Annotated in this window: 4 protein-coding genes; all 4 read left to right on the top strand. The window is 41.6% G+C overall.

The features are described from left to right. A partial coding sequence (locus tag MRT15_RS11325) for a hypothetical protein (protein WP_304330330.1) occupies window positions 1-194 on the top strand: 194 nt, incomplete at its 5' end. A 5-nt stretch (window positions 195-199) separates the two neighbouring features. Next, the gene (locus tag MRT15_RS11320; protein ID WP_304330329.1) at window positions 200-970 is read left to right on the top strand and encodes a hypothetical protein; all 771 of its coding nucleotides are present in this window, start codon (window positions 200-202) and stop codon (window positions 968-970) included. A gap of 39 nt (window positions 971-1,009) precedes the next feature. Next, a complete protein-coding gene (locus tag MRT15_RS11315; RefSeq protein ID WP_304330327.1) occupies window positions 1,010-1,450 on the top strand; it encodes a hypothetical protein in 441 nt (146 codons plus the stop codon). Next, a partial coding sequence (locus MRT15_RS11310; protein ID WP_304330326.1) for a hypothetical protein occupies window positions 1,447-2,485 on the top strand: 1,039 nt, incomplete at its 3' end. The genes MRT15_RS11315 and MRT15_RS11310, both read left to right, overlap by 4 nt.

The following is a 2,485-nucleotide window of genomic DNA, read 5'->3' as shown; positions in this document are numbered from 1 at the left end:
ATCATGTGGCTGTGAGAATAATAGTTCCAGCAACAGTTCTAAACGTGCTATTCATGGGTTTAATGGCTGGAAAGGTTTCCACTGGAGTTCTGGCTTCAGGGTTTAAGCATGCCCTACTATTATCGCTCTTATCTATGGCTGTAATCCTAATTTCACCTAGGATGGCTATGCTATTCGGAGCTTTTGGGAGGTGAAAACCGTGAATAGTTCCGGTGAGAGTGCAGTATCCAGCGTCATAATAACCTCAGTGGTCATAATATTGACTGTTGCAGCCTTTGGATATGCATTCTACATACTTGAGTCATCTGTGGAGTCAAGTAGCTTTGAAGCTTCTAGGGGGATGATGATGGACTTAGCATATGCCACCATAAACTCAGTTACAAGTGGTTTAAAATACGAATTCAGCTTCCCATCAAAATTCTCCGGATTGGGATTTTACGTGGATAACGCAACTCTTAGGCTTGAAGTAAGCGGAATCCCCAATCCTCCACCACCACAAGTCATTGACAACTCCACACTAACTGTTAAGTGTATTGGGGGTAGATTTGCATCCACAAGTTATGGTGTTATAATGGGGGTTAGTAGCCCATTTGTGGACAACATATACGATATACCCATGCTAACATCATACTGGGATTCAGATGTTGGTGGACCATGCATATCCCTAAACTTCACAAAGATCCTAGTCAAAACATACAGTTTCGGCAGCAACTTCATAATTGAATTAACATACATAGATGTTTCATGGACCCCCATAGGAGGTTCGGTATCAAACATGCTGATCGTGAATTATGCTGGCTCAGTTAGAAATGATATATATAAGAAGAATATCGGCTATTCAGACACTTATGTGAGAATTAAGCTTTATCTCGACAATAGACTTCTTGGGGAGAAATCTATTTTCGTCCCAAAACTTTCAGATCTCACGATTAGGCTCGTAATCCATAAAGTTAATTATGTTTGGGGGTGATGGCCTATTCCAACATCGCCAATATCAACTACGATAATCATGGTCTCCTTACTCTCCATATTCCTACTAACATCATACTATTCAGGAATACTTGCAGCAAGCTATAAGGCTGATATATCGGCGGCTGATTTGAGGGGGGTTGCAAGCCTAATTTCATCGCAACTACTTGAAGCTGTGAATCACGCTTATGGATTGAATGTGGGCGGCATTGTCATGTTTAGATTGAATATTCCAGACAATTGCCCCCTAGGCCCATACTCAATAACGATATCCTCCAACAATGGTGCTGTCACATTAACCATTAAGCCCACATTTCAACCCACAACCACAGTAACCCTAAAGCTACCCATATCCCCATACGTCTTCAACATCATTGAATCCACCGTTTATAGTGGTGCAAAGTGGAATTATGTTAGAATAGTTAGAATAGGTTCTTCAAACTTCACCTTGGAGCTTGTCTACGTGGGTGGTGGGGGTTGAAGGAGCCTATTGAAGCCGTAGTTAGTGTATCCATATTCATATTGATATTGAGTTCAATTACAACTTTAATAAGTTCAGCACCCAAACCTCCATCCATAACCTACATACCACTTGATAGTGAAGTTTCAGTGATCATGGATAAATTGGTGAATTTTGAAGGGCTCCCAAGGGATTGGGATGTCAAGGTCCTTAGGGGCGGCGCCATCATGGATTTCGGCATTGGAGGTTATGGTGGTGTGGATAGGGATAAAGTAAACCTCTTAACATACAATCTCATAGGTAAACCATCAAACCTAAATTCAGTCCCATTCAGGCTATCGCCATATGGTTTAAATGGTTGGGTTGATGGCGTTGATAGAGGCTTCTCAATAAACTTCACACCCATACTCAACATTACAATCACCTGTAAAGCTGTTGGGGGCTCCTACAATATTGAGGTTAAGGTTTACACGCTCGATGGCTCCGATGTAACTAGCGATTCTGATCTAACCATAATATCAGCATATGTATCCCCGGTTGGCGTGAAGTTTTCCTATGATAAGAAGTCACCATTACAGTTTAGTCTTCCAGTTAAGGCTATTGTTGCCATAGCCAACTATAATGGCTTATACTCGTTGAGCTATTGGGTTGATGGTGAAACATACTTCGGCTTTACAGTGGGCTGCTACATAATATCCCCATTAAGTTTAAGCGGTTCAAATTTGAAGATGATATTCCAGAAGCCTATCGGAGAAGACTTCATGACTGATGTTAAATTCAGTTATGTTTCCACTGTTGGAGGCTTATACATTTATAGGGTCTACAATTATGGTTGGAGTGAGGTGGATTACAATCTCGATCCAGATGCAGTCTTACTTGCAGCTGTGGATTCTAGTGGTTTGAGGGCTGTCTTCACAACATATCCAGCTCCAATATACACTCAAACTGGGCTTCTATCAACACCAAATCTAAGTTTCGGTGGCGCAGTGCCTGCTGGGGCTGCGTCATCATCCAGAGTGGTATCCATTGGTTTCCTAAACTACATTGTTAAGCTTT

The organism is Candidatus Culexarchaeum yellowstonense, from assembly GCF_024707025.1.
Taxonomy (GTDB): domain Archaea; phylum Thermoproteota; class Methanomethylicia; order Culexarchaeales; family Culexarchaeaceae; genus Culexarchaeum.
This window is presented reverse-complemented; position numbering and strand designations above follow the sequence as displayed.